The following is a 24,900-nucleotide window of genomic DNA, read 5'->3' as shown; positions in this document are numbered from 1 at the left end:
CGCCGCTAAAGCCCGTCGAACCATGTCTTCCAGAGCGGGAGCGCCGTGCCGAAGGTACCGCGATGATCGGTGTCGCCGGTAGAGATCGCCTCGACCTTCGTGTTGCCGCTGCCGATGCTGCGCTGATAGTTCATGGCGAGCTGGCCAAGGCCGACGGAGATGATCTCGTCGGCCTGACCGTAATAGTTGCGGACCGGGCTCTTGATGATCCAGCGATAGGCATTGGCCTTGTCGAGCAGCAGGCGACCGAACGTCGAGGCGGCGAAGAACTGCGGATCGAAGTACTCCGCGCGGATGAGCTTGTGCAGGTCGGCCGGCATTTGCGTCACGTCGGCGGACTGCCTCTCGTAGATGCGGCGTGACAGATCGTAATAGTCGTCGTTGATGAGCGAGCGCGCCAGACCGGCGGCACCATAGTAGTTCTCGAACGAGAAGGATGAGAGGATGAACACGATCGGCATCCAGGCCGCGTCGTTCTTGCGTGGAAAGTCGAGGAAGCCGCTCATTCCCGCGAAGATGTCCACGCCTGCGCTCGCCGTTGCTGCAGCCGCCACTGGTACCCCCGAGTTCTCCAGCTTCTCCAGGAGCGCCATGGTGACAAAGCCACCCTGTGACCAGCCGCCCAGGAACAGCTTCGGGGTCGAGATCTTCAGATGGTCGAGCACGGCGCGGCTAGCCATCAGCATGTCATAGGTCGCCTGCTGATGGCTGCCTTTGACCAGGTAGCCTTCGGGCTCGGTCGAGCGCCCCATGCCGAAATAGTCGGCACCAATGACGACGTAGCCCTGGCCGGCAAACTGGGCCAGCGCGAGTTGGGTTTCGGGCGACTGGTCGGGGAAGGACGGCACCTGTTCCTTCCCGTAGACTGTGCCGTGCTGGTAGGAGACCATGGGAAAGCTGGTGGTGCCTGTATCGGGAATCGCAAGAAGGCCGGTCGCCGTCGTCGGCTTGTTGCCGCGCTCGGGGATCACCGAACTGTAGGTGATCCGATAGAGCCGCACGGCGTTGCGGGCAGGCGTAAAGGCAACGGAGATGCCCAGGAATTTTGGCCCATCCACCGTGAGGATCCGATTGAGCCTGTCCACATCCCATCGATCGACGAGTTCGTAGCTGATGCCCGAGACGACCTGAACGGCACTCTTCTCATCCGCCTGCGCCGGCAAAGTTGGCGCCAGCGAACAGACGATGAGAACCAACACTGCGAGTGACCGAACGAGAAAGGACATCACGATCTCCATACGACGGGAGCGGCCACCGGAAAGGCCAGTTCCTGGCCCGGCGTGCAAATCCTCGGCGGCGAATTTTCCCCGACTGTCCATCGTATGGATGGTGGGCGGCCGGTAAACAATGAATTCGTATCGCAATGCTTCTGGCATATCGCATTGGACCACGGTTGCAATGCCGGCCAATATCGCATCCTCACGGAGGAGAAGAGCATGTCCGGTTTGTCACGGCGGAGTCTGTTGCGTTCGGGTGTCGTTGCGGCTGTCCTGGCGCCGGTAGCGATGCGTTCCGCCTCCGCAGCGGCTCTCACTCAGCCGCCGTTACCTTTCGCCGATACCGCGCTCGCACCGACGATCTCCGCCCAGACGGTGCAGTTCCATTACGGCAAGCACCATGCGGCCTACTACGCGAACCTCAACCGCATGATCCCGAACACGCCTTACGCCGATCTTCCGCTGGAGCAGATCGTCGTCAAGACGGGCAGCGATCCTACGCAGAAGGCCTTGTTCAATCAGGCCGGCCAGGCCTGGAATCACGACTTCTACTGGCAGGTGCTGAAGCCCGGTAGCGGATCACAGCCGAGCGGCAAGCTGGCGCAGGCGCTGGAACGCGACTTCGGCGGCTTTGTCAAGTTCAAGGAAGCCTACGCCCAGCGGGCGAATGCGGTCTTTGGCAGCGGCTGGGCATGGCTGATCGAAGATGGCGGCAAGCTGGCCTTGATGGAAACCAGCAACGCCGACACGCCGATCGCTCACGGCAAGCGGCCATTGGCGGTCATCGATGTATGGGAGCACGCCTACTATCTCGACTATCAGAATCGGCGTCCCGACCATGTGAAGGCCGTGCTCGACAATCTGATGAACTGGGACTTTGTGCGCGACCGCATGACCAGCTGAGGGGGGCTCGCCCGTCTCGGTCTAGGTCCTGATGAAGTCGATGAACGCGCGAAGCGGTGCCGGCATGAGGCGCGTGCCGGGATAGTACAGGTATGGACCCGAGAAACTTTGCCACCACGGCTCCAGCACGGGGACGAGCGCTCCACTGTCGAAGTGAGGCCGAAGCCAATCCTCGAACAGGTGAATGATGCCCAGTCCTGAAAGCGCGGCGGACAGCAACAGGTCGGATGCGGCGCCCGGTTGGGTGACGAGCGGTCCCTTGGGATCGATCTTCACGATCTCGCCGTCCCGCTCGAATTCCCAGGCAGGCGATGCGCCGCCGGAGAATCGTCCGCGCAGGCAGGCGTGGACGAGAAGATCGCGTGGATGTTGCGGACAGCCGTGCGCTTCGAGATAGGCTGGCGCCGCTGCCGTCGCCAGCCGCTGGATGCGGGGCCCGATCGGCACTGCGACCATGTCCTTCTCGAGCTTCTCATCATAGCGGATACCCGCGTCGCAGCCGGCAGCGAGCAGATCGACGAAGCTGTCCTCGACGATCACATCGAGGCGGATGTCGGGGAACGCCTTCAAGAACGGCACGACGATGGCCGGCAGGACCGTCCTGGCGATGTTGGCAGGAACGTTCAGCCGCAAGGTCCCGGCGGGCCGATCGCGAAGAGTGTTGACCACGTCCAGCGCCGCTTCGATCTCACCAAGAGCGGGGACCAACCGTTCGAAAAGCCGCTGGCCGGCCTCGGTCGGCGCGACGCTTCGCGTGGTCCGGTTCAACAGCCGAACGCCCAGCCTGCTTTCCAGACGCCGAACCGCCTCGCTGAGACCGGAGGGAGATTCGTTTCGAGCCCGCGCGGCGTCGCGGAAGCCACGGGCGCGAACCACGGCGACAAAGGCGGAAAGGTCGTTCAGCTCCATTGTGCGAATTCTCGTACGGCCTGTGCCAAGCAATACGACTTATCGAATAGGCTTGCCCAGTCCATATCGGGCCCACCTGGACATTTCGGAGATTGGCATGGTCGACATTCACTCTGCTGGCACATTCCCCCTTGCCGGTCGCGTCGTGAGCCGCATGGGCTACGGGGCGATGCAACTCGCCGGACCGGGCGTTTTCGGCCCGCCCAAGGACCGCGACACGGCGGTCGCCGTGTTGCGCGAAGCGGTGGCGGCCGGTGTTCGCCATATCGACACCAGCGACTTCTACGGTCCGCACATCACCAACCAGTTGATCCGCGAGGCCCTGCATCCCTATCCGGACGATCTGGTGATCGTGACCAAGGTCGGCGCCGTGCGCGGCGACGATGCCTCGTGGATCCCCGCCCAGAAGCCAGCGGACCTGGTCAAGGGCGTCCACGACAATCTCCGCAATCTGAAGGTCGATGTTCTCGACGTGGTCAATCTCCGCATCGTCACGGAGGAGTCACATGAACCCAGCGAAGGATCGATTGCGGAGCGCTTTGCCGCGCTGCTCGAGCTGCAGCGGCAAGGCCTGGTTCGCCATCTCGGTCTGAGCAACGTCACGTCCCGTCAGGTTGCGGAGGCGCGCGCCTTGGGCGAGGTGGTCTGCGTACAGAACCACTACAACCTCGTTCATCGCACCGACGATCGGCTGGTCGACGAGCTGGCCGCGGCCGGAATCGCCTACGTTCCCTTCTTTCCGCTCGGAGGGTTCACGCCGTTGGACTCGCAGCGGCTCTCGCAGGTGGCGGCGCGTCTGGGAGCGACGCCGATGCAGGTCGCCTTGGCGTGGCTGCTGCGCCGCGCGCCCAACATCCTATTGATCCCCGGCACCTCGTCGCTCTCGCATCTCCGCGAGAACCTCCAGTCGATCCAACTGGACCTGCCGAACGAAGTGATGGCGGAACTCGACGCCATCGGCAAAACGGCCGCCCATTAGGGCGGCCGTTCGCAGGGTCTCGCGGTGCGTCAGGCTGCAGCCGCGAGTTCGGCGGGCGCCGTTCGGATCAGGTGGTCGAATGCGGCCAAGGATGCCTTGGCGCCTTCGCCCATCGCGATCACGATCTGCTTGTAGGGCACCGTGGTGACATCGCCGGCGGCGAAGATGCCTGGCGCCGATGTCTGGCCACGCGCGTCGACCTCGATCTCGCCGCGGGGGCTGAGCCCAATCGTGCCTTTCAGCCACTCGGTGTTGGGCACGAGGCCGATCTGCACGAACACGCCTTCGAGGTCGACCGAACGCTCCGCGCCGGTGCTACGGTCCTTGTACCGCAACCCGGTGACCCTGGCGCCGTCACCTGTCACTTCCGTGGTCTGAGCCGAGGTGATGATCGTGACGTTGCGCAGCGACCGCAGCTTGTCCTGCAGGACCTGGTCCGCCCGCAGTCTGGAGTCGAACTCGATCAGCGTCACATGAGCCGTGATGCCGGCGAGATCGATCGCAGCCTCGACACCCGAGTTGCCGCCACCGATGACGGCCACGCGTTTGCCCTTGAAGAGCGGGCCGTCACAGTGCGGGCAGAAGGCCACACCCTTGTTGCGATAGGTATCCTCGCCCGGGATGTTCATGGTGCGCCAGCGGGCTCCCGTGGAAAGCACGATCGTCTTGGCCTTGAGCGAGGCGCCGCTGGCCAGCTTGACTTCGGCAAGTCCGCCAGGCGTCGCCGCCGGTATCAAGGCGGTGGCGACCTGCAGGTTCATGATGTCGACGCCGTACTCGCGCACATGCTCTTCAAGGGCGAGGCCGAGCTTGGGGCCCTCGGTGTGCTGCACCGAGACGAAATTCTCGATGCCCATCGTGTCCAGCACCTGGCCGCCGAAGCGTTCGGCAACGACGCCGGTGCGAATGCCCTTGCGTGCCGCATAGATCGCCGCTGCCGCTCCGGCCGGGCCGCCGCCGACGACCAGCACGTCGAACGCGTCCTTTGCCTTCAGCGCTGCGGCCTGTCGCTGTACCGATCCGGTGTCGAGCTTGGCCAAGATCTGGTCCAACCCCATGCGGCCCTGCGCGAACGGCTCGCCGTTCAGGAACACGGCCGGCACGGCCATCACGCCGCGCGCCTCGACTTCCTTCTGGAACAAGGCGCCATCGATGGCGACGTGCCGGATGCGCGGGTTGATCGCACTCATGAGATTGAGCGCCTGCACCACGTCGGGGCAGTTCTGGCACGAGAGCGAGAAATAGGTCTCGAAGAAGTATTCGCCTTCGAGGTTGAGGATGCGCTCGATCGTCTCGGGCGATGCCTTGGGCGGATATCCTCCGACCTGCAGGAGCGCCAGCACCAGCGAGGTGAACTCGTGGCCCATTGGCAGGCCGGCGAAACGGACGCCGACCTCGGTGCCCACGCGGTTGATCGCGAAGGAGGGACGGCGGGCATCGTCATCGCGGCGCACGGCGGTGATCTGCGGTGATTGCTCCGCGATCTCGTGCAGGAGCTCCTGCAGCTCCGCCGAACTCTGGCCGTCGTCGAGCGATGCGACCAACTCGACAGGCTGGGCGATGCGGGCGAGATAGCCCTGCAACTGGGTCTTCAGATTGGCGTCCAACATGACGGGCTCCGGCGACAACGCAAAAACAGAAACGGACGATCAGATCTCCCGGCCCGGCAAGGGGGAGAGGGGCCGGACCGGGAGCGACCTGGACGGTCAGATCTTGCCGACGAGGTCGAGCGACGGCGCCAGCGTCTTGGCGCCTTCCTGCCACTTGGCCGGGCAGACCTCGCCCGGGTGCGCCGCAACGTACTGAGCGGCCTTGATCTTGCGCAGCAGCTCCTTGGCGTCGCGGCCGACGCCGCCGGCCGTGATCTCGATGATCTGGATGCGGCCCTGCGGGTCGATCACGAACGTACCGCGATCGGCGATGCCGGCGTCTTCGATCAGGACGCCGAGGTTGCGCGACAGCACATGGGTCGGGTCGGCGATCATCGGGTAGCCGATCTTGCCGATCGCCGGCGAGGTGTCGTGCCAGGCCTTGTGGCAGAAATGCGTGTCGGTCGAAACGCTGTAGATTTCGACGCCGAGCTTGCGGAATTCGGCATAGTTGTCGGCCAGATCCTCGAGTTCGGTCGGGCAGACGAAGGTGAAGTCGGCCGGATAGAAGAACAGGACGGACCACTTGCCCTTCAGTGTCGCCTCGGTGACCTCGATGAACTCGCCCTGCTGATAGGCCGTGGCCTTGAACGGCTGGATCTCGCTGTTGATCAAAGACATGGATTTACTCCTGACTACGTCGCGGTTGTTAGGCTCTCGGCCTGGGGCGTTAGATAATCGCTCGCATCTAGAGAGGAAAACGAATAATTCCGACTTGTGTAATCGAAAAAATCGATTACATGATCGCCATGCGCCCGTTGCCGAGTTTCCGTCAGCTGAGCTACCTGGTTGCCGTCGTCGATCTCTGCCACTTCGGCAAGGCAGCCGATGCCTGCGGGGTGACGCAGTCGACCCTGAGCGCCGGTATCCGCGAACTCGAAGAGGTTCTCGGCGCCCCGCTCCTCGAACGCACCAAGCGCCAGGTGATCGCGACTCCGCTCGGCCGGGACATGGCGGCGCGGGCTCGGGAGCTGCTCAAGGCCGCGGAAGACATGGTCGACGCGGCGCGGTCGTCGAAGGACACGATGGCCGGTCCGCTGCGCCTGGGAGTGATCCCGACGATCGGACCCTTTGTGTTGCCGCATGCCATGCCGCGCCTGCGCAAGGCCTTTCCACGGCTGCGGCTGTTCCTGCGCGAGGAGCAGACGGCGCCGCTGCTGGCCAAGTTGCGGGCCGGAGAACTGGATGCGGTGCTGCTCGCCTTGCCCTATGCGGTCGGGGACGACCTCGAAGCCATCGATATTGCCGACGATCCCTTTTCGGCCGTCTATCCGCCCGGCCGCGCCGAGCCGCCCGGCAAACCGGTACGGCCCGGCGACATCGCCTTCGAGAATCTCCTGCTCCTGGAGGATGGGCACTGCCTGCGCGACCAGGCCCTTGCCGCGTGCCACCTCGAGGGGGCGCGGCGCAACGAGGAGTTCCAGGGCACGAGCCTGCACACCCTCGTACAGATGGTCGCAGCCGGGTTGGGCATCACCTTGCTGCCGCAGATGGCCATCGATGCCGGCATCCTGCGAGGAACGAAGCTCGAAACGCGGCCACTCGCCGGCAAGCCGTCTTCGCGGCGGATCGGTCTGGCCTGGAGACGGCGTTCCGCGCGCAAGGAAACGTTCCGGACGCTGGCGGCGGCGTTGAAGGATGAACTCGCCAAAGGCCGCAGGGCTGTGCCTCGATGACCTCGGCGGCATCAAGACAAAGATCCTCGCGGAAACGTCCGGCGACGACCTGAACGCCGACCGGGATATTCGATTCAGCGAGCCCCGTGGGCACCGAAACGGAAGGGAAGCCCAGCGCCGGTGTGGCAAGCAGACAGCGTTGCGAGTCCAACAGGCGCGTGACCGTGGCGTCGTCGGCCATGTCGAGATCATCCAGGAAGGGGAGTTGATCCGATACCGGCATGATGAGCACCGGATATCGGCTCAGAAATAGCTGCCAGTCGCGTATCAGGGATAGCCGCGTTTCGAAAGCCGTCAGGATGCCGTCGGCGTCGAGCGACGGGGCATAACGGAGATGGGCGTCGATGTTGCGGCGGCTCTTGTCGTCGCCATACGCTCGAATAGCCGGTACGAGGCCGCGCTTTTCCTCGTTTGTGACGAGCTTGTGCCAGATGTCGGCGGCCTCCCGCAGACGCGGCGGCGCGATCTCCGTGACCTTCCAGCCGGCTTGGGACAAGGCGCTGCCGGCGGCGCGAACCGCGGCACTCACGGCAGGATCGGCCGTGCCGAAAGGATCGGGCACCATCGCCACATTGATCGGACGCTCGATCGGAGCGCCGGTGAGGGGTGCTGGAACCCATAGCGGATCGCGCGCATCGGCCGCGGCGAGTGCGGCGAGGCCGAGGCGCACATCGGCTACCCGACGCGCCAAGGGACCTTGTACTGCCATCATCTGTGCCACGATTGGTCTCTCGGCCTTTGCTGATGGGTTGAACGTCGGCACCCGGCCTGGCGTGGGCCGCAGCCCGACCACGCCGCAGGCATAGGCCGGATAACGAATCGAGCCGCCGAAGTCGTTGCCGTGCGCCAGTGCCCCCATTCCCGAGGCGACTGCCGCCGCTGCGCCGCCGCTCGAGCCACCCGGCGTCCGCTCGCGATTCCAGGGATTGAGCGTGGCGCCATGCAGGTCGTTGTTCGTGAACCAGCGATGCGAGAAGGCCGGCGTGTTTGTCCTGCCGACGATCACGGCGCCGGCCTTGCGAAAGTTGGCCACCGGCGGGCTGTCCTCGGTAGCGATGACATCGCGGAAGGCGACCACGCCATTGGTGGTCGCGCGGCCGCGCTGGTCGACATTGACTTTCACGGTCACGGGGACGCCGTGCAGCAGACCCAGCTCGCGACCGCCGGCGCGAGCGGCATCGGCATCGCGTGCCGCGGTCAAGGCCTCATCCGCAAGCACGTCGACGACGGCGTTCACGGCGGGATTGACGGCAGCGATCCGGTCGAGACAGGAGCGCACGGCTTCGACGCTGGAAATTGTACCCAGTCGAATTGCGTCAGCGAGGTCGACTGCTGACCAACGCCAAAGTTCAGAGGTTGTCATGTGGCAATGTCGCGTTTCTGGCTGACGCTTCCCGATCTGCCTCGCCCGCCATCAGCCATGGGCTTCGCTCTCCGACTTCACGACAGGGATATGCGCCTTCTTCCGGGAGGCACGCCATTCGTCGAACTTCTGCAGCAGGACGAAGAAGCTGGGAACGAAGAGCACGGCCAGGCAGGTCGAGGCCAACATGCCGCTGAAGACGCTGATGCCCAGTGACTTGCGTGCATTGGCGCCGGCGCCTTGCGCCAGGACCAGCGGCAACACGCCGAGAATGAAGGCGAAGGAGGTCATCAGGATCGGGCGGAAGCGGGTCCGCGAGGCCTCTACCGCCGCCTCCATGATGCTCTTGCCGCCGAGGATACGATGCTCGCGCGCGACCTCGACGATCAGGATGCCGTTCTTCGCCGACAGGGCGATCAACAGCATCAGGCCGATCTGCGTGTAGAGGTTGTTGGCGACGCCCAGGCTGGTCAGGGCCACGACGGGACCGACCAGCGCCAGGGGAACGGCCGACAGGACCGCCAGCGGCAGGATCCAGCTCTCGTACTGGCCGGCGAGGCAAAGATAGACGAGCAGGACCGAGAGGCCGAACACGTAGTAGAGCTGATTGCCCGTGATCTTTTCCTGGTAGGACATCGCCGTCCATTCGAACGTGACGTCCTGGGGCAGGACGCGCGCGGCGATACGCTCCATCGCCGCCATCGACTGGCCGGAGCTGTAGCCCGGCGCGGAACCGCCGATGATCGTGGCCGAAGGGAAGAGATTGTAGAGCGTGACCAGCGGCGGCGCGACGGTAGGCGCCAGCTTCGCGACCGACCCCAGCGGCACCATCTGGTTGTCGGAGCTGCGGACGTAGAGATTGAGCAGATCGTCGGGATGCTCCCGGAACTTCGACTCGGCCTGGATATAGACCTGAAGCGACAGGCCGAACTTGTTGAACTGGTTGACGTAGGTCGAACCGACGTAATCGGTCAGGGCGGCGAAGATGTCGCCGACCGACACCCGCAGGGTCTCGGCCCGGGCGCGGTCGACGGTAAGAGCGACGTGCGGTGCATCGGGCCTGAAGGTGGTGAGCACGTGGGTGACGGAGGGTTCCGACGCGGCCTGTCGCACGATTTCCCGAGCGTATTCGTCGAGCTTCCGGTAGTCGAAGCTGCCGCCCAGCAGCTCGAGCTGCATCTGGAAGCCGCCCGCATTACCGATGCCCTGGATCGCCGGCGGCGGGAGCACTGTGGCCTGCCCATCGGGAAGCGAGATCAGGGCGGCCGACAGCTTCTCGTAGATGGATATGAGATCCTGCCCCTTTGCGCCGATGCGTTCGTCGAACGGCTTCAGCATGATCCAGCAGGTGCCGGCGTTGGCCAGATCGGCGCTGTTGTCGAGAATGGACATGCCGGCGAGCGCGATGACCCTGTCCACGCCCGGGATCTGGTGGGCGGTCTTGTTGATCTGTTCGAGTGCTGCCGTGGTGCGATTGAGCGACGCGCCCTCGGGGAGCTGCATGGCAACCAGCACGTAGCCCTGGTCGTCGATCGGGATGAAGGCCGTCGGCAGGCGGCCGATGCCCCAGATCGCGCCGACCGATATCACGAGGGCCACGACCACCATGAGGCCCGAGCGTCGAACCATGCGCCCGATCAGGCCTGCGTAGGCATTCTCCATCGGATCGTAGAGGCGGTTGAAGCCGCGGTAGAAGAAGTTCCGCTTCTCCGGCGTGACGGGCGTGCGCAGCCATTGCGCGCACTGGGTCGGCTTCAACGTGGCGGCGTTCACCGCGCTGATCAGGGCCGTCGCCGCGATCACGAGCGCGAACTGCGCGAACATGTTTCCGGTGAGGCCGGACACGAAGGCGGCGGGCAGGAACACCGACATCAGCACCAGCGTGATGCCGATGATCGGCCCGAACAATTCGCCCATCGCCTTGATGGCCGAATCGTGCCCCGACATTCCTTTCTCGATGTACTTGGTGACGCCCTCGACGATCACGATCGCGTCGTCGACGACGATGCCGATGGCCAGCACGATACCGAACAACGTCGAGAGATTGACGGTGAAGCCGAGGGCCGCCATGCCGGCGAAGGCGCCGATGATCGTCACCGGCACCGTGGTCGCTGGCACCAGCGTGGCGCGGAAATTCTGCAGGAAGACCAGGATGACGATGAGGACGAGAATGCCGGCCTGGTACAGCGTCGTGTACACCTCGTTGATCGACGCGGTCACGAACAGCGTCGTGTCGTAGGGAATGGCGTAGCGCATGCCGGCCGGGAAGCGCTTCGAGAGTTGCGCCATCATGTCCTTGACCCGCTGCCCGACCTGCAGGGAGTTGGCTTCAGGCGTCTGGTAGATGGCGATGCCCGCCGCGGGCTTGCCGTCGAGATGGAAGTCCTGCGAATAGGTCTGGGCCCCGAGCTCGATACGACCGACGTCCCGCACATAGACCAACCGTCCGCCCTGGGCGGTCTGGTCCTTGACGATGATGTCGGCGAACTGCTCGGGTTCGTTGAGGCGTGATTGGATGTCGATCGTGTACTGAAAGTCGACATCCTTCGGTGCCGGCGGCATGCCCACCTGGCCGGCCGCGACTTCCTGGCTCTGCTGTTTGATGGCGTCGCTGACGTCGCGCGGCGTCAGTCCGAACGAGAACAGCTTCTCCGGATCCAGCCACACGCGCATCGAATAGGTGCCGGCCCCGAACACCTTGACCGTGCCCACGCCTGGTAGGCGGGCGAGCTGGTTCACGAGATTGATGGTGGCGTAGTTGCTGAGGAAAAGGCTGTCGTAGCGGCTGTCGGCGGAGTCGAGCGTGACGATCTGAAGGATCGCCGTGTTCTTCTTCATCACGCTCACGCCCTGCGATTGCACCGGGGTCGGCAGCGAGGCGAGAGCGAGCTGGACGCGGTTCTGCACCAGGACCTGGGCGATATCCGGATCGGTGCCGATCTGGAAGGTCACGGTCAGGCTGTAGGTGCCGTCCGCGGCGCTGGTCGACTCCATGTAGAGCATGCGATCGACGCCGTTGACCTGCAGCTCGATCGGCAGGGCGACGGTGTCGATGACGGTCTGGGGACTGGCGCCGGGATAGCTCGCCGTGACCGACACGGTGGGGGGCACGACATTGGGATATTCCGCCACCGGCAGGCGCAGCAGCGATACGGCGCCGAGCAGGACCAGGACGATCGCCAGCACATTGGCCAGGACCGGATGCTCGATGAAGAATTTCGACATTGAGACGCGGCTCCTAGCCGTCGATCGATTTCAGCTGCGGCGAAACCTTGGTGCCGGGGGTGGAGCGCCACAGTTCGCCGATCACGACGCGGTCGTTGGCATCGAGGCCGCCCAGGATGACGCGCAGGGCGCCCACCTGCTGGCCGATCTGCACGTAGCGCTGGCGGACGATATCGTCCTTGTCGAGGACGAGAAGGTAGCGGCCGCCCTGGTCTTCCTGGAGGGCCCGATCCGGCACGAGCAGCGCGCGCTGGATTTCCTTGCCCATTGGAATGCGCATCTTGGCGAAGATGCCGGGGACCAGGATCCGATTAGGGTTGGCGAGCAGGGCGCGCACCAGCAGCGTTCCGGTCGCCGGATCGATCTGCGGCGCCACGTATTGCAGCGTGCCGTGCAGGGGGAAGCCGGTCTCGTTGGCCAAGGCGACATCCACGGGAACCTTGTGCAGTTCCTCGAGCGACAGGCGGCGCTGGTCGAGATTGGTCCGGATCTGCAGCGCCTGCTGTGAACTGATGTTGGCCTCGACATAGATCGGGTCGAGCTGCGTGATCTGGGCGAGGGCGGTTTCCGTGGTCGCACCGACGACATTGCCAGGATCGATCAGATGCTTACTCATCTGGCCGTCGAAGGGCGCGCGAACCTCGGTGTAGTCGAGGTTGAGCTGGGCGATCGCGATCTGGGCCTGGGCGGCCAGGATATTGGCTTCGGCACTCTCCTTCTCGAACACCCAGTGATCGATCTCGATCTGCGGCGCGGCCGATCGCTTCACCAGCTCCGTGTATCGCTGCACTTCGGTCTTGGCGTAGCTCAGCGCCGCCTGCTGAAGCTGGAGCTGGGCCTTGGCCTGCTGCAGCTGCGCCTTCCACTGATCCTGCTGGATGGTGAAGAGCAGGTCGCCCTTGCGGACGAGGGCGCCGTCCTCGAAGTGGATCTTTTCCAGGTAGCCGACGACACGGGCGACGAGCTTCACTTGGCTGACAGCGGCGGCGTTGCCAGTGATCTCCAGCGTGTCACTGATGGTCTGGACCTTCGGCTTGGCGACGGGGACTTTCGCGCTGGCAGCGTCAGGCGGCGCCGTCTGTGTCGTGGTCGCCGGGGCGGACTGTGACGTCTGCGCCTGGCCGGTGGCCGGGCTCGGCGTCGGACCGGAGGAAGTGCCGGTACTGGGATTGCGCCACCATCCTTCGAACTGGCCGACGATCCCGATGGCGGCCGCCGCTACGACCGCGGCAACCAGAAGTCTGTTGCGCGTTGTGCTGGCTCGAGGCGTCATGGGCATTGCGCTTCTGCAAGTTGGCTGATCATGGGCGTCACCACTTCGGAGCCTGCACGTTCGGTCCGACATTGTCGGGACCGGGCAGACCCGGTTCAGGTTGCGGCGGCGGACCAGCAGGCGGCAGGACGCTGCCCCAGTCGGTCCGGTTGCGCATCTCGGCGCGGACCTTGTCGTTGACGAATTCGCTGTTGCCCCGGATCTGCCAGCCACCGCCCAGGGAGCGATAGAGGGTGGCAAGGCTGGCGGAGACGTTGCCCGAGGCGGAAGCCAGATTGCTCTGCGCCTGATAGAGGTTCTGGGCCGCCGTGAGCACCGTCGTGAAGTCGCGCGTGCCAAGCGTGTACTGGTCCATGGCGATATTCATCGCCTTGGTGGCGGCGCTGACGCTGCCTTTCAACAGTTCGACCTGTTGTCGCCCTTGCAGGAAGCCGCTCAGCCCGTCCTCGACCTCCTTCTGCGCCTTCAGCACCGTGTCCTGGTATTCCAACAGCAAGGCCTGCAGCCGCGCGTCCTGGACGCGGACCTTGTTGGTGATCTGTCCGTAATTGAGGACCGGCCAGGAGAAGGATGGGCCGAAGGCGAAGAAAATGCTTCGGGAGCTGAAGACCTGGTCGAGCGGGTTTTCCGTCGAGCCCCCGGCCGTTGTCCCGAACACACCCGAGAGGGTGAAGGCTGGAAAGAGCTGGGCCTTGGTCATGCCGATCTTGGCGCTTTGGGCGGCCGCCTTGAGTTCGGCGCTGCGGATATCGGGGCGCCGGCGGACGAGGTCGGCGGGAATGCCAACCGCGACATCCTGAGGCGGAACAGGAATCGTCTGCGGGCCGGCGATCAGGGCGTCGACCGATTGCGGCGGCATGCCGAGCAGCACGCGCAGGGCGTCTTCGCCCTTCTGCAACTGGGCCGTCAATTGGGGGATGGTCGACTGGGTCTGACCGAGGACGTTTTCGGCCTGGTAGACGTCGAGCTCGGTGGCGACACCGCCGCGATAACGGTCCCTGGCGATTATCAGCGCTCTCTGCTGCTTGACGACGTTTTCCTTCGCGATCTCGATCTGGGTCTGTAGCGTGCGAATGCCGATATACGTTGTTGCGACATCGCTCAGCAGAGTGACGAGCGCATCGTCATAGGTGGCGATCGAAGCGAGATAGGAGGCGCTGGCCGATTCCGTCGAGCGCCGGAACTTGCCCCAGAGATCGATTTCCCAGGCGACTTGGAGGCCCATCGTCGCCTTCCAGTAGTTGTCGAGGAAGCTGCCAGGGTTCGAACTGGTGTCGGTCTTGCTTGCCTGCGCATAGGCCGCACTTACGTTGACCTGCTGCACCTGCGGGTAGAACTGGCCAATCGAGATACCCAGGATCGCCCGCGCTTCCAGAACCCTGGCTCCCGCGGCCTGAAGGCTCAAGTTCTGGCGATAGGCCTTATCGATCAGCTGGTTGAGCGTTGGATCGTTGTAGACCGTCCACCACTGCTCGTATTCTTGGCGGTCGGTCTTTACGGACGGATTATTTGCCTCCAGCCACTTATCGGAGACCGGAGCGTCGGCCGATTTGAAATCCGGACCGACCTCGCACCCTCCGAGTGTCAAGGCCAGCGCCAGAAGAGGCGGTATTGCCGAGCCGGTGACGATGTCGCGAATTGGCCGCGCCAGAGGCCGCGCCTGCTTCGTCGACCCGAAGCTCGCCCAGCCTCCGTCGCGACTACGTTGGCCGCGCCGCTGCAACACTTAACGCTCCCCCTCGGCTCAACGCATCCCCGAGCAACCGCTTGCCGGCTGCACTGCCTCTCCTTTGCCACTATAAGAGCATGCATTGCCGCTGCAAGTGTTGTTGAAATGACGACGTCGCTTCTGCCTTCGAGCGACATCGGCTTACGGCGAGTTTGAGGCCCGGAGATTAAGGCGCATGAAGAAACTGATTTTGGGGATTGTGGACTTCCGGGAACGCTTGCTGCCTCAATATGCCGACCGCTTTCGTGGACTAGCGAAGGTCCAGGCTCCGGATGCCTTGTTCATAACCTGCGCCGACAGCCGGGTCGTTCCGAATCTTCTGGTTTCAACTGATCCAGGAGAGCTCTTCACCATGCGCAATGTCGGAAATCTCATTCCACCGGCGACCGAGGAAGGACTATCGACGGGTGACCTGTCGGAAGCCAGCGCCATCGAATATGCAGTATCCGTCCTGCAGGTCGAGGATATCGTCGTTTGCGGTCATTCCGAATGCGGCGCGATGAAAGCCGTCCTGGCGCCGAGCCATCTGGACGATGCTCCGAACCTGGCGAAGTGGCTGCATCATGCCGATGGCGCCTTATTCCGGCTCAAGCAGGACAGGCCCCAGAACGGGACGCTGAAGTTGCACGATGAGCTCTCGCGACTGAACGTATTGGTCCAGCGCGACCATCTGATGACCTATCCGGCTGTCCGCTCCGCCGTCGAAGCGAACCGGCTCCGGCTGAGCGCCTGGTGGTTCGATATCGCCACCGGTGACATGTACGCCTACGAGTCAGAGCGCCAGTCCTATACCCTGATCGAACGATCTGTCGCCGAACGACTGACGAGGGATCATCGATCTACCTCGTGATCTGCGCGGCGCTGGGCGAGATCGGAGCCTATAATCGCAGGCTGGCAATTCTCGGATCACGACTCGACTGCGCAAACAGCGACAGCAGGAACAGGCTCGACATCTGAGCTGCTTCGAGAATGGGGCGACGGCCGGCACGCAGATCGTCGACGAAGCGCTGCCAGGAGATTTCGTGAAGGCGAAGATTCTCGCTGGCGTCCGGCTTGGGAGCGCCGATCCTTCGAACATCGAGCGCAAGGTAGGCTCGAACTTCGTTCGTAAAGCGCGACGCCACCGGGAACAGGGCGCCCAGGTCGTACCAGAGCCCGTCCGCGTAGCCCGTTTCCTCCAACAGCTCCCGCCGCGCCGCCGTTTCCGATGATTCGCCGGGATCGACATTCCCGGCGGGAAGCTCGATCAGCACGCGCTTCACGGCATGACGATACTGCTCGACCAGCACCAGGTTGCCGACGTCCGTGATGGCAATCACGTTCACCCAATCCGGTACGTCGATGGTGTGGTACGGATCGAGCACCTTGCCGTTCGGCAGCGAGACAGCGTCGCTGCGCAGTCTCAGCCACTCGTCCTCGTACGAGTAACGCGACGTCAAGGTCTTCCAGGGTTCGATCGGTCTGTCGGTCACGATGGCTCCTGGTAATTCACGCCATGGTTGTGCTTCGCCCCGCCTCTGCCGCCTTTGCTACCGGCCCGATCCTGGGAGAGCAAGTCATCGCGAAATTGTGAGTTAGATTTAGTTAAATTTAAATATGGGCGTGGCAACCCTCCGTTTATTAGTCTCACTTCGGTGTTCGCGTTCACGCGAAACGCTGGTTTACTGGCGTTGAACTTGATTGAGCGGACCATACTCTTGCCATGGATCGTCATGACCCCGTCCAATGCTTGTTCTTCATACCGTCATGCCGGGCGATTGGTTGTTCTCGGTTTAGTTGCGAATGCGTTGCAATTCGCACCGGTAGATGCCTGGGCGACCGATGAGATCCAAGTTTACAATGCAGAGATTGCGCCGGTCGGCACGTTCACGCTCCAGCAACATCTGAACTACGTGTGGCAGGGCAGTACGACGCCTGATTTCGAGGGAGGCATTGCGCCGTTCCACACCCTCAACGGCACGCCCGAACTCGCCTACGGTGTGACCGATTGGTACGAGATCGGGTTCTACGCACCCTTTACCGTCGATGCGACAGGCACCTTCATCCCGGGCGGGGTGAAGTTCCGCCACTTGTTCGTCTCCCCGCATGCCGAGGAGCGCAATCTCTTTTACGGTCTCAACATCGAGTTGAGCTACCAGACGCCGCGCTTTGCACAGAGTCCGTTCGGGATCGAATTGAGGCCCATTCTCGGCGTGCGCGAGAACGGATGGGAAGCCATCATCAATCCGATCATAGACGTCAGTTTTGGCAGCGAGGGCGCGGTGGACTTCGCCCCGGCCATGCGCTTGGCCCGGCAGGTGAGCGGCGATGTGTGGGTCGGCGCCGAGTACTACGCCAACATGGGACCGCTGGGGAATTTCTCGACCATCGATACGCAGCAGCACAACCTGTTCGGTGTCGTCGACTTCAAGGCCTTCGGCCTCGATGTGAACTTCGGCGTGGGGGTCGGGCTGACTCAGGGATCCGATGCGATCGTGACCAAGTTGATTCTCGGCCGAGCATTCTGACAGGGTGGACGATCAGCGCGGTTGGTGTTGTTCCGCCGCTATGAGGCGGCGGATGAGACGTTCCAGTTCCCGATGGTCGTAAGGCTTGGCAAGAATGGGTCCTTCTTCGCAGAGATTCCCAGCCTGCTCTGCCAACCGGCCGATGCCGGAGGTGAGGAGGACCTTGATGCGCGGGTGGTGACTGCGCAGCCATGTCGCCAGCGCAAATCCGTCCGACGCTCCAGGCAGTGCCACTTCCGCGAAGACGACATCGATCTCGACGTCGGATTCCAGTATGCGCCGAGCCTCGTCGCTATCGGCGGCTTCAATCACCTTGAAGCCGCACTCGCGAAGATAGCCCGACACCGCCATCCGCACGATGACATCGTGTTCGACGACCAGGACGGTCGGGACGATGGATGCAACTCCGGGTGTGGCCACGTCATTCATGGTGCCGTCAACGCGCCTCCGCGGTGGGCGTTCCTGGGCTGGACCCTGGCGGAGATGACGGTCGACGACGCGCTCAAAAAAGGGCGCCTGGCGGAGGCAGATCAGCGCAATGTGCCCCGGCGGAAGGAGGCGGAACGGCTGAGGATGCCTGTCAATCATAGCAGTTGAGGTGAATTTCTCCGCATTAGAGCTGCGATAATTTGTCAGACTTATTCGCGTTCTACATCATGCAGAGGGACTGCTGTTTCCGCGTCTTTTGGCCATTTTGTCCATAGATTCAGGGCCTTAGCCGTGTTGCGCAGCTTGGGCCGCTCCTTGGGGTTGGCTGCCGTACCTACGCCTGATACGAAAAATCGGGACGAAGGTTGCGGAAAACGAGTCGATTTTGCTGGCGTTCTCCTCTGCGACAGATTATTTACTGCGCCCGAACTGCAGAGACTTGTGGACCTCGGCAGCGCGATATTCGTTTGTGACTTTTGGGAGCGTAGTGCGGTGGGCGCACGCGCTTGGGCATATTGGGGTAGGTGTGGAATGAGGCATTTACTGGTGGCGGCCACCATGCTGATCGGCGCCTTGGTGGTGACTTTCGGCACGGCCAGCGTACTGCAGGGTGTGGCAACGGCGCGCGTCAATGCGCCAGCCGAGCCGTTTGTCGTCGAGGCGACCCGCCCGGCGGTCAAGCCGGTCAGCACGAAGGATCGCGTGCTCCAGGCGCGTGAGCGCTTGCGTACAGAAGCCCAGTTCGCTTGGCAGTAAAGTTCGCGAACTGAAATCCGGCGCTTGGGCGCCGGCCGACGAAATAAATCAGCGTTCCGGATTTCGTCCGGAACGCTTTTTGCTGTCTGTTGGACGTTAATCCGAGGAGGAGCGTCCGGTTATGGCAAAGGAAATTCTGTGCGGCTTCGGCATCGACGTCGATGCCGTGGCAGGCTGGCTCGGCAGTTACGGCGGGGAAGATTCTCCCGACGATATTTCGCGCGGCCTGTTTGCCGGCGAGGTCGGCAGCCCGCGTCTGCTCAAGATGTTCAACAGGCTCGGCATCAAGACGACCTGGTTCATTCCCGGCCATTCGATCGAGACCTTCCCCGCCGAGATGAAGGCTGTCGCCGATGCGGGGCATGAGATCGGCATTCATGGTTACAGCCACGAAAATCCGATCGCGATGACGCGCGAGCAGGAGACCGAGATCCTCGACAAGTGCATCGAACTCGTCACCAAGCTCTCCGGCAAACGCCCGACAGGCTACGTCGCCCCGTGGTGGGAATTCTCGCCGGTCACCAATGAGCTGCTGCTCGAGCGCGGCATCAAGTACGATCATTCGCTGATGCACAACGATCATCAGCCCTATTACGTCAGGGTTGGCGATAGCTGGACAAAGATCGATTACGCAAAGAAGCCGGCCGAATGGATGGTGCCGCTGAAGCGCGGCCACGAAACCGACCTGATCGAAATTCCGGCAAGCTGGTATCTCGACGACCTGCCGCCGATGATGTTCATCAAGAAGTCGCCCAACAGTCACGGCTTCGTCAATCCACGTGACATCGAGCAGATGTGGCGCGACCAGTTCGACTGGGTCTATCGCGAATACGACTATGCGGTGTTTCCGATGACGATCCATCCCGACGTGTCGGGCCGTCCGCATGTCCTCATGATGCTGGAGCGGCTGTACCAGCATATGAGCAGCCATCCTGGCGTGAAGTTCGTCACCATGAACGAGATGGCGGACGATTTCGCCCGACGTTTCCCGCGCAAGAAGTAGCGTCATGTGCGCGCTGTGCGGCATTCTCGGCCCGGCAAATCACTGGACCGATGCGGCCGCGCGGCCAGGCGTTTTCACCCGCAATCTGGACTCGCTGCAGCGTCGCCGGGAGCGGCTGCAGCGGGTTGCTTGCGCGCAGCGCGTCCTGAGCCATTACCGCCTGACGCTCAGCGATTGGCAGGGCACGGCCTATCTATTGTCCACGCCGACGGGCAAGACCGAGATCGTCGATAACCTTACGCACTTATGGGCGGCGGCCGAGAAGCTGCTCGGACGCCGCTGTGATCCGCTGGATCCGGCGGTGATCAACCATTTGGGCCCCGCACGTGGCTGAGTTCACCCCGGTCAATCTGGTTACTGGCTTCCTCGGCTCGGGAAAGACCACGCTGCTGCAGAGACTGCTGGCCGATCCGGCCCTCGGGGATACGGCGGTCCTGATCAACGAATTCGGCGAGGTGGGACTCGATCACCACCTGCTCGAGCGCATCGACGAAACGATGGTGCTCCTGCCGTCGGGATGCGTCTGCTGCACGATCCGAGGCGAACTGTCCGAGGCCATCCGCGATCTTCATTCCCGCCGCGAGCGCGGAGAAATCCCGGTGTTCCGCCGCATCGTCGTGGAAAGCACCGGCCTTGCCGATCCATTTCCCATTCTGTCGACGGTGCAGAACGATCCGGTGCTGACGCATCATTTCCGGCTCGGCAATGTCATTACCACCGTGGATGCGGTCAATGGCGCGGGCCAGCTGGGGCGTCACCCGGAAAGCGTGAAGCAGGTGGCGATCGCGGATCGGTTGGTCCTGACGAAGACGGATATCGCTGATCCGGTATCGGTCGAAACCTTGCTGCGAGATGTGCAGCGCCTCAACCCGTCGGCGCCGCTGTGGCAGACCGCAGACCGGTCTCTCGACGTCGATCTCCTGCTGGCGCACGATCATTTTGCGCTCGGCGATAAGGCAGAGCGTCCGTTGCGATGGTTTGCTGAGGAGGTCGCGGCTGGACGCCGGTCCACTGCGACGGGCCGCAATCGTCATGGCGACAGCATCCGCAGCTTCAGTCTGGCATTTGAGGGGCAACTGGACTGGACCATGTTTGGCGTATGGCTGACGATGTTGCTCCATTGCCATGGCGAAGCCGTGCTGCGGGTGAAGGGCATCCTGAATGTCGCGAACTCGGAAACGCCGGTTGCGATCCATGGTGTGCAACGCCTCGTCCATCCGCCGATACATATGACGGCCTGGCCGGACGACGATCGTCGGTCGCGCCTGGTGTTCATCGTCGACGGACTTGAACGAGGGTCGATCGAACGGTCGTTAGAGACCTTTCTTGGCGTTATCGCATCACCGCTCCCGGCGGACGCCATCCTTGCCCCGTGAAGAGGGGTGACGCGACACTCGCCCTTCGGCTTGCGCGCACGGCAACAAAGGGCGACGAGCATTGTTCTTTCGACAAGACCCAAGCCAAATCTGCCGTGCTAGCGTCCAGCAAAAGGAGGCAGCCATGACACAGACGTTCACCAGGGAACCACGCCAGCTTGGTGCCAGCACGCTCAAGGTGTTTCCGATCGGCCTCGGCTGCATGTCGCTGTCCGGCGCTTACGGCAAGAGTGACGACGCCGAGGGGATCAAAGTCATCCATCATGCGATAGAGCGCGGCGTCACGATGCTCGACAGCTCCGATATGTATGGTTGGGGGCATAACGAGACGCTTCTCGGGAAAGCGCTGAGCGAAGGCCGCCGCAGCAGGGTCGTGCTCGCCACCAAGTTCGGGCAAACGCAGCAGCCGGGCGGCGTCAACGGGGTGAACGGCCGGCCCGACTACGTAAAGGCGGCCTGCGAGGCCAGTCTCAAGCGTCTCGGGGTGGAGGTGATCGACCTCTATTATCAGCATCGCGTCGATCCATCGGTCCCGATCGAGGAGACCGTGGGCGCGATGGGTGATCTGGTCACAGCCGGCAAGGTGAAGGCGCTCGGCCTGAGCGAAGCCAGGCCGGAGACGATTCGTCGTGCGCACAAGACCTTTCCGATTGCGGCGGTGCAAAGCGAATATTCGCTACTTTATCGGAGGGATGCGGAGGAGACGCTGCAGACCACGCGAGAACTGGGCATCTCGTTCGTCGCCTACTCGCCGCTTGGCCGCAGCCTGCTGACCGGCTCGGTGCGACAGGCCGGCGATATTCCCGAAGGCGACGGGCGGGGCCGTCATCCCCGCTTCGCGGCAGACAATCTCGCGCGCAATCTCCAATTGACCGGGGTCGTCGAGGCCATGGCCAAAGCCAAGGGCTGCACGCCAGGGCAGGTTGCGCTGGCCTGGCTGTTGGCCCAGGGGCCGGATATCGTTCCTATCCCGGGTACCAAGCATGTCCAACGTATCGACGAAAATCTGGGTGCACTTGATGTCGCCCTATCGCCGGACGACGTTGCGCGTTTGTCCGAGGCGGTGCCGCCCGGAGCTGCTGCGGGTGGACGTTATGCCGACGCGCAAATGAGAGCTGTCTATCTTTAGAGGAGGCGCGTCGTGAGCGGATACGCTGTCGGGCTCGCTTACGTCTTTTTGCGAGCCCGCTCGATCATGCGTTCGGCGATCTCGCGTTCGCCCTGCACGACCAGGCTGGCGCCGAGCTTCTGAAGGTGGTCGACGGCGGCGTCGGAATGGGCGCGAGCCAGGATATCGAGCTGCGGGTTGACGGCGCGCGCCTGCTCGACAACCTGGCCGGCCTCGAACGGTTCCGGAACGGTCACGAACAGGCGCCGCGCCTGGGCAAGGTTGGCGGACGCCAGGATCGAGGGATCGGCGGCATTGCCGGCCACGACCTCGGCGCCATCGCTGCGGGCCCGTTCCAGGCCGTCTTCGTTGGCTTCGATGACGATGCGACGGCCCCCTTCCTGGGCCAGCATCGCTCCGATCCACGAGCCGACACGTCCATATCCGACCAACACGTCGTGCCCGGCGGGCGTGGGGGCCCGAGTCTGCGGGACAGGCTTTGCCTTCGCCGCTGCCGGGCGGACCAGCAGGCCGAATACCAGCGGGTTGACCATGATCGACAGGATCGCGCCGGCGAGAATGAGATCACGCGCCAGAAGCGGCACCAATTCGAGTTCGATGCCGAGCCCGATCAGGATGAAGGAAAACTCGCCGATCTGCGCCAGGCTGGCGGCAACGGCGAACGCCATGTCGTTCGAACGACCGAACGCCCGAACGATGGCCCAGGCGATGGCCGACTTGCCGACCACGATGATCATCACGGTCGCCAGCACGGCAAGGGGCGAGCGAATGAGGACCGAGGGGTCGAGCAACATGCCGACCGAGACGAAGAACAGCACCGCGAACGCGTCGCGAAGCGGCATGGCTTCTTCCGTGGCCTGCTGGCTGAGATTGCTTTCGCCCATGACCATGCCGGCGAAGAAAGCGCCGAGAGCGAACGACACGCCGAACAACTTGGCGGCACCGAACGCGACACCCAGCGCAATCGCATAGACGGCCAGCCGGAAGAGCTCCCGCGATCCGGTGTGCGCAGTGTAGTGCATCAACCAGGGGATGAGACGGCGACCCACCACCAGCATCGCCACGGCGAACAGGCTGATCTTGGCCAGTGCGACCAGGAGGGAGAACACCAAACGGCTGAGAGGCACGTCGCCGCTCGACGCAATCGTTGCCGCCGCTGGCACCAGCACCAGGGCCAGCACCATGGCTAGGTCCTCGACCACGAGCCAGCCAACGGCAATTCGACCTCTATCGGTATCGAGAATGCGTCGGTCCTGCAGCGCGCGGATCATCACCACCGTGCTGGCGACGGAGAGAGCCAGGCCGAATACGAGCCCGGCAATCCAGGACCAGCCCAGCAGGTGGGCGAGGGCGGCCCCCATGATGGTGGCGAGGACGATCTGGCCGATCGCGCCAGGAACGGCGAGGCTGGCGACGGCCATCAAGTCCTTGAGGGAAAAGTGCAGGCCGACGCCGAACATCAGTAGCATCACGCCGATCTCGGCCAGTTCGCCTGCCAGTGAAAGGTCCGCAGTGAAGCCCGGGGTGAACGGTCCCACCACAATTCCTGCAACGAGATAGCCGACCAGCGGCTGCAGCCGCAGGCGCTGGGCGAGGAGGCCGAACACGTAGGCCAGCATCAGGCCGGCAACGATTGTCGCGATCAGCGGTGTCTGATGCTCGGGTATCGTCTTTCTCCGTGCGGCTCGAATTTCTGCGTTCCGGATGTGGCCCAGCGCTGATGGGATTTCAATCGTTGACGAGCCTCTCCAGCGCTATCGATACTTCAGAAAAAGAACCATGGGAGGAAAAGATGCCGATCAGGCGTCGGAATTTTACCGCGGGCGCGGGGGCGCTGTTCGCTGCAGGTCGGGCCGCAGCTGCATTTGCCGACACATTTCCGTCGAAACCGATCCGCTGGATCATTCCCTTCGCTGCGGCCGGCAATTACGACGTCACGTCGCGCATCGTCGGCGAGGCGATGGGCCGCCTGCTCAATCAGACCATCGTGATGGACAATCGTCCTGGCGCCGGCGGCCTGGTCGGTGTGGAAACGGCCATCAATGCGCCCGCCGACGGCTACACGGTCGTCATGGCCAGTTTCAGCGTGTTGTTTGTCTCGCCCTTGATGGCGGGAAAGCCGTCGCTGCTTTCTGCCGTTGCGCCGGTCAGTCTGCTCACGACCGTTCCGATGGTGGTGGTCGGCAGGCCGGGCGGCCGCTTCGCCGATATGCAGGCGGTTCTCGCAGCAGCCAAGGCGAAACCCGGTACCGTGACCATCGGCCATGCCGGCAATGGCACTTCGAACCACGTCGACATCCTGCGTCTGCAGGTGAGCGAGAAGATCACCTTCAACATCATTCCCTACAAGGGATCCGGCCCCGGCCTGGCCGACCTCATGGGCGGCAACATCGATCTCTACATGGATCAGCTCTCCACCTCGCTGCCGCATATCAAGAACGGCAAGCTGAAGGCGATGGTGGCTGTCAGTCCCGAGCGGTTGCCGAGCCTGCCGGACGTCCCTTGCCTCAAGGATATCGGCGCGACGCCCTTCGATGGCGGCACCACCGCCGGCCTCTTTGTTCGCGAGGGAACGCCGACCGCACTGATTGCCACCTTGAATCAGAACGTGACGAGTGCGCTGAAGGACGACGCGGTGCGCGCCCGGCTGGCCGAACTCGGAGCCATCACTCGCCCCTCGACGCCGGAAGCCTTCGCCGCAGCGCTCAAGTCGGATGAGGAGACTGTGACGCCACTGGTGAAATCCGGCTTGTTGAAGCCGGAATAGGGGACAGGTC

Annotated in this window: 21 protein-coding genes and 1 pseudogene; 11 read left to right on the top strand and 11 right to left on the bottom strand. The window is 63.3% G+C overall.

Annotated features, from left to right (window positions below):
* Positions 1-5 precede the first annotated feature (5 nt).
* Positions 6-1,226 carry an alpha/beta hydrolase family protein gene (locus tag B5D62_RS11545; RefSeq protein ID WP_085934728.1) on the bottom strand — a complete coding sequence of 407 codons (1,221 nt, stop codon included), beginning with the start codon at positions 1,224-1,226 and terminating at the stop codon, positions 6-8.
* A 210-nt stretch (positions 1,227-1,436) separates the two neighbouring features.
* Between B5D62_RS11545 and B5D62_RS11540 the strand changes: the two genes are divergently transcribed.
* Entirely contained in the window at positions 1,437-2,120 is a 684-nt protein-coding gene (locus tag B5D62_RS11540) for a superoxide dismutase (RefSeq protein WP_085934727.1), read from the top strand.
* Between the two features lie 21 nt (positions 2,121-2,141).
* Here the strand turns inward: B5D62_RS11540 and B5D62_RS11535 are convergent, their stop codons facing one another.
* The gene (locus B5D62_RS11535; protein WP_085934014.1) at positions 2,142-3,029 is read right to left on the bottom strand and encodes a LysR family transcriptional regulator; all 888 of its coding nucleotides are present in this window, start codon (positions 3,027-3,029) and stop codon (positions 2,142-2,144) included.
* Positions 3,030-3,126: 97 nt separating this feature from the next.
* Here B5D62_RS11535 and B5D62_RS11530 point away from each other — a divergent pair, with 97 nt between their 5' ends.
* Positions 3,127-4,008: an aldo/keto reductase family oxidoreductase gene (locus tag B5D62_RS11530; protein WP_085934013.1), complete on the top strand. Its 882-nt coding sequence runs from the start codon at positions 3,127-3,129 to the stop codon at positions 4,006-4,008.
* A 29-nt stretch (positions 4,009-4,037) separates the two neighbouring features.
* On the opposite strand, the gene ahpF is transcribed toward B5D62_RS11530, so the two are convergent.
* Both ahpF and ahpC read right to left on the bottom strand, forming a co-directional pair.
* The gene (ahpF, locus tag B5D62_RS11525; RefSeq protein WP_085934012.1) at positions 4,038-5,618 is read right to left on the bottom strand and encodes an alkyl hydroperoxide reductase subunit F; all 1,581 of its coding nucleotides are present in this window, start codon (positions 5,616-5,618) and stop codon (positions 4,038-4,040) included.
* 96 nt (positions 5,619-5,714) lie between these two features.
* Positions 5,715-6,278 carry an alkyl hydroperoxide reductase subunit C gene (gene ahpC / locus B5D62_RS11520; RefSeq protein WP_085934011.1) on the bottom strand — a complete coding sequence of 188 codons (564 nt, stop codon included), beginning with the start codon at positions 6,276-6,278 and terminating at the stop codon, positions 5,715-5,717.
* A 119-nt stretch (positions 6,279-6,397) separates the two neighbouring features.
* On the opposite strand from ahpC, the pseudogene B5D62_RS11515 reads away from it, so the two are divergent.
* Positions 6,398-7,243: pseudogene (locus B5D62_RS11515) on the top strand (hydrogen peroxide-inducible genes activator); the annotation flags it as partial.
* Here the strand turns inward: B5D62_RS11515 and B5D62_RS33970 are convergent.
* From B5D62_RS33970 to B5D62_RS11495, 4 genes are read right to left on the bottom strand one after another with little or no spacing between them, the layout of a single operon-like run.
* The gene (locus tag B5D62_RS33970; RefSeq protein WP_085934009.1) at positions 7,131-8,696 is read right to left on the bottom strand and encodes an amidase; all 1,566 of its coding nucleotides are present in this window, start codon (positions 8,694-8,696) and stop codon (positions 7,131-7,133) included. The pseudogene B5D62_RS11515 and the gene B5D62_RS33970 sit on opposite strands and share 113 nt — an antisense overlap.
* Positions 8,697-8,747: 51 nt before the next feature.
* Positions 8,748-11,921 carry an efflux RND transporter permease subunit gene (locus tag B5D62_RS11505; protein ID WP_085934008.1) on the bottom strand — a complete coding sequence of 1,058 codons (3,174 nt, stop codon included), beginning with the start codon at positions 11,919-11,921 and terminating at the stop codon, positions 8,748-8,750.
* A gap of 13 nt (positions 11,922-11,934) precedes the next feature.
* Positions 11,935-13,194 (bottom strand): efflux RND transporter periplasmic adaptor subunit, encoded by a 1,260-nt coding sequence (locus B5D62_RS11500; RefSeq protein WP_085934007.1) that lies wholly within the window; start codon positions 13,192-13,194, stop codon positions 11,935-11,937.
* A gap of 37 nt (positions 13,195-13,231) precedes the next feature.
* Positions 13,232-14,920 (bottom strand): efflux transporter outer membrane subunit, encoded by a 1,689-nt coding sequence (locus tag B5D62_RS11495; RefSeq protein ID WP_139373848.1) that lies wholly within the window; start codon positions 14,918-14,920, stop codon positions 13,232-13,234.
* A gap of 178 nt (positions 14,921-15,098) precedes the next feature.
* Between B5D62_RS11495 and B5D62_RS11490 the strand changes: the two genes are divergently transcribed.
* Positions 15,099-15,773: a carbonic anhydrase gene (locus tag B5D62_RS11490; protein WP_085934006.1), complete on the top strand. Its 675-nt coding sequence runs from the start codon at positions 15,099-15,101 to the stop codon at positions 15,771-15,773.
* A gap of 28 nt (positions 15,774-15,801) precedes the next feature.
* Here B5D62_RS11490 and B5D62_RS11485 read toward each other — a convergent pair whose 3' ends face one another.
* Positions 15,802-16,395, bottom strand: a complete 594-nt coding sequence (locus tag B5D62_RS11485) for an NUDIX hydrolase (protein WP_269435097.1) — start codon at positions 16,393-16,395, stop codon at positions 15,802-15,804.
* A gap of 240 nt (positions 16,396-16,635) precedes the next feature.
* On the opposite strand from B5D62_RS11485, the gene B5D62_RS11480 reads away from it, so the two are divergent.
* Positions 16,636-17,430, top strand: coding sequence for a hypothetical protein (locus B5D62_RS11480; RefSeq protein ID WP_139373847.1), 795 nt, complete (start codon positions 16,636-16,638; stop codon positions 17,428-17,430).
* A 12-nt stretch (positions 17,431-17,442) separates the two neighbouring features.
* On the opposite strand, the gene B5D62_RS11475 is transcribed toward B5D62_RS11480, so the two are convergent.
* Positions 17,443-17,859, bottom strand: coding sequence for a response regulator (locus B5D62_RS11475; protein ID WP_085934725.1), 417 nt, complete (start codon positions 17,857-17,859; stop codon positions 17,443-17,445).
* Positions 17,860-18,390: 531 nt separating this feature from the next.
* Between B5D62_RS11475 and B5D62_RS11470 the strand changes: the two genes are divergently transcribed.
* The 5 genes from B5D62_RS11470 (at position 18,391) to B5D62_RS11450 (ending at position 22,123) form a co-directional block, all read left to right on the top strand.
* Complete coding sequence (locus B5D62_RS11470) at positions 18,391-18,615, top strand: hypothetical protein (protein ID WP_139373846.1); 225 nt, start codon at positions 18,391-18,393, stop codon at positions 18,613-18,615.
* Between the two features lie 121 nt (positions 18,616-18,736).
* Positions 18,737-19,618: a polysaccharide deacetylase family protein gene (locus tag B5D62_RS11465; protein WP_085934002.1), complete on the top strand. Its 882-nt coding sequence runs from the start codon at positions 18,737-18,739 to the stop codon at positions 19,616-19,618.
* A gap of 4 nt (positions 19,619-19,622) precedes the next feature.
* Positions 19,623-19,952: a hypothetical protein gene (locus B5D62_RS11460; RefSeq protein WP_085934001.1), complete on the top strand. Its 330-nt coding sequence runs from the start codon at positions 19,623-19,625 to the stop codon at positions 19,950-19,952.
* The gene (locus B5D62_RS33965; RefSeq protein WP_085934000.1) at positions 19,945-20,994 is read left to right on the top strand and encodes a CobW family GTP-binding protein; all 1,050 of its coding nucleotides are present in this window, start codon (positions 19,945-19,947) and stop codon (positions 20,992-20,994) included. The genes B5D62_RS11460 and B5D62_RS33965 overlap by 8 nt, the downstream gene beginning before the upstream one ends.
* A 124-nt stretch (positions 20,995-21,118) precedes the next feature.
* A complete protein-coding gene (locus B5D62_RS11450; protein ID WP_085933999.1) occupies positions 21,119-22,123 on the top strand; it encodes an aldo/keto reductase in 1,005 nt (334 codons plus the stop codon).
* A 38-nt stretch (positions 22,124-22,161) separates the two neighbouring features.
* On the opposite strand, the gene B5D62_RS11445 is transcribed toward B5D62_RS11450, so the two are convergent.
* Positions 22,162-23,742, bottom strand: a complete 1,581-nt coding sequence (locus B5D62_RS11445; protein WP_085933998.1) for a cation:proton antiporter domain-containing protein — start codon at positions 23,740-23,742, stop codon at positions 22,162-22,164.
* Positions 23,743-23,915: 173 nt separating this feature from the next.
* Here B5D62_RS11445 and B5D62_RS11440 point away from each other — a divergent pair, with 173 nt between their 5' ends.
* Positions 23,916-24,890, top strand: coding sequence for a Bug family tripartite tricarboxylate transporter substrate binding protein (locus B5D62_RS11440; RefSeq protein ID WP_170920894.1), 975 nt, complete (start codon positions 23,916-23,918; stop codon positions 24,888-24,890).
* The last annotated feature ends 10 nt before the right edge of the window (positions 24,891-24,900 follow it).

Source organism: Enhydrobacter aerosaccus (assembly GCF_900167455.1).
Classification (GTDB): domain Bacteria; phylum Pseudomonadota; class Alphaproteobacteria; order Reyranellales; family Reyranellaceae; genus Reyranella; species Reyranella aerosaccus.
This window is presented reverse-complemented; position numbering and strand designations above follow the sequence as displayed.

Coding starts and splice junctions, on each gene's coding strand:
- B5D62_RS11505 (WP_085934008.1), bottom strand. CDS start 11,921: ATGTCGAAATTCTTCATCGAGCATCCGGTCCTGGCCAATGTGCTGGCG.
- B5D62_RS11500 (WP_085934007.1), bottom strand. CDS start 13,194: ATGACGCCTCGAGCCAGCACAACGCGCAACAGACTTCTGGTTGCCGCG.
- B5D62_RS11440 (WP_170920894.1), top strand. CDS start 23,916: ATGCCGATCAGGCGTCGGAATTTTACCGCGGGCGCGGGGGCGCTGTTC.
- B5D62_RS11475 (WP_085934725.1), bottom strand. CDS start 17,859: ATGAATGACGTGGCCACACCCGGAGTTGCATCCATCGTCCCGACCGTC.
- ahpC (WP_085934011.1), bottom strand. CDS start 6,278: ATGTCTTTGATCAACAGCGAGATCCAGCCGTTCAAGGCCACGGCCTAT.
- B5D62_RS11490 (WP_085934006.1), top strand. CDS start 15,099: ATGAAGAAACTGATTTTGGGGATTGTGGACTTCCGGGAACGCTTGCTG.
- B5D62_RS11445 (WP_085933998.1), bottom strand. CDS start 23,742: ATGCTGGCCTACGTGTTCGGCCTCCTCGCCCAGCGCCTGCGGCTGCAG.
- B5D62_RS11450 (WP_085933999.1), top strand. CDS start 21,119: ATGACACAGACGTTCACCAGGGAACCACGCCAGCTTGGTGCCAGCACG.
- B5D62_RS11465 (WP_085934002.1), top strand. CDS start 18,737: ATGGCAAAGGAAATTCTGTGCGGCTTCGGCATCGACGTCGATGCCGTG.
- B5D62_RS11545 (WP_085934728.1), bottom strand. CDS start 1,226: ATGTCCTTTCTCGTTCGGTCACTCGCAGTGTTGGTTCTCATCGTCTGT.
- B5D62_RS11470 (WP_139373846.1), top strand. CDS start 18,391: ATGAGGCATTTACTGGTGGCGGCCACCATGCTGATCGGCGCCTTGGTG.
- B5D62_RS11535 (WP_085934014.1), bottom strand. CDS start 3,029: ATGGAGCTGAACGACCTTTCCGCCTTTGTCGCCGTGGTTCGCGCCCGT.
- B5D62_RS11540 (WP_085934727.1), top strand. CDS start 1,437: ATGTCCGGTTTGTCACGGCGGAGTCTGTTGCGTTCGGGTGTCGTTGCG.
- B5D62_RS11530 (WP_085934013.1), top strand. CDS start 3,127: ATGGTCGACATTCACTCTGCTGGCACATTCCCCCTTGCCGGTCGCGTC.
- B5D62_RS11460 (WP_085934001.1), top strand. CDS start 19,623: ATGTGCGCGCTGTGCGGCATTCTCGGCCCGGCAAATCACTGGACCGAT.
- B5D62_RS11480 (WP_139373847.1), top strand. CDS start 16,636: ATGACCCCGTCCAATGCTTGTTCTTCATACCGTCATGCCGGGCGATTG.
- B5D62_RS33970 (WP_085934009.1), bottom strand. CDS start 8,696: ATGACAACCTCTGAACTTTGGCGTTGGTCAGCAGTCGACCTCGCTGAC.
- ahpF (WP_085934012.1), bottom strand. CDS start 5,618: ATGTTGGACGCCAATCTGAAGACCCAGTTGCAGGGCTATCTCGCCCGC.